Below are 1,135 nucleotides of genomic sequence, written 5' to 3'. Positions count from 1 at the left end.
GAACTGGATGATCCCCGGGAAGATGGTCAAGGGCCCGGGCGGGGCGATGGACCTGGTCCACGGCGCCGGGCGGGTCATCGTGCTCATGGAGCACACCGCCAAGGACGGCGCCCCCAAGATCGTGACCCAGTGCTCCCTGCCCCTCACGGGCCGGGGGGTGGTGGACCGGATCATCACCGACCTCGCCGTCATCGACGTCACCCCCGGCGGCCTGGTCCTGGTCGAGACCGCCCCCGGGGTGACCGTCGACCAGGTCCGCGCGGCCACCGAACCCGACCTGACCATCTCCGACGACCTCGTCAGCGTGGCGGTCACCGCATGAACACCAACCCCACCCCCAACCCAGATGCGGTTGGGCGGGCCGCGCAGGCCCAGCCCACCGCTCCGGCCGGGCCCGGCGCTGCGGCCGCGGCCGCGCAGGCCGGCACGGCGGGCAGCGAACGGGCGCCGGGGGATGTGGTGATCGTGGGGGCGGCGCGGACCCCGCAGGGCAAGCTGCGCGGCCAGCTCGCCGCGTTCGCGGCGACCGAGCTGGGGGCGGCCGCCATCCGCGGGGCGCTCGAGGGCGGCGGGATCGACCCGGCCGCCGTGCAGGCGGTGGTCCTCGGGCAGGTGCTGCAGGCCGGGGCCGGGCAGAACCCCGCCCGGCAGGCCGCCATCGGCGCCGGCATTCCCTGGTCCGCGCACACCACCACGGTGAACAAGGTCTGCCTCTCGGGCTTGACCGCGATCATCGACGCCGCCCGGCTGATCCGCGCCGGGGAGGCCACGGTGGTCGTCGCCGGCGGGATGGAGTCCATGACGAACGCCCCGCACCTGCTGCCCGGCTCCCGGGCCGGGCACCCCTACGGCAGCATCGAACTGCTGGACCACACCGCCCACGACGGCCTGACCGACGCCTTCACGCACGAGCCCATGGGCACCGCCACCGAGCGCTACACCGCCGAGCGCTACCCCCTCACCCGCGAGGCCCAGGACGACGTGGCCGCCGCGTCGCACACCCGGGCAGCGGCCGCCTGGGAGGCCGGCGTGTTCGCCCCCGAGGTCGTCCCCCTCACGGTCACCACCAAGAAGGGCGAGACGGTCGTGGACACCGACGAGGGCATCCGGCCCGGCACCACCGTCGAGACCCTGG

2 protein-coding genes are annotated in these 1,135 nt (G+C 75.2%); both read left to right on the top strand.

The features are described from left to right. The coding region (locus tag EJK16_RS11275; protein ID WP_304999944.1) for a CoA-transferase at positions 1–322 on the top strand (322 nt) is incomplete at its 5' end. Beyond that, positions 319–1,135: beta-ketoacyl synthase N-terminal-like domain-containing protein (locus EJK16_RS11270; protein ID WP_304999943.1), on the top strand; the 817-nt coding region annotated here is incomplete at its 3' end. The genes EJK16_RS11275 and EJK16_RS11270, both read left to right, overlap by 4 nt.

The organism is Georgenia sp. SYP-B2076 (genome assembly GCF_003991205.1).
GTDB lineage: Bacteria > Actinomycetota > Actinomycetes > Actinomycetales > Actinomycetaceae > Georgenia.
The sequence above is the reverse complement of the archived record's forward strand: the minus strand, read 5'-3'. Positions and strand labels throughout refer to the sequence as shown.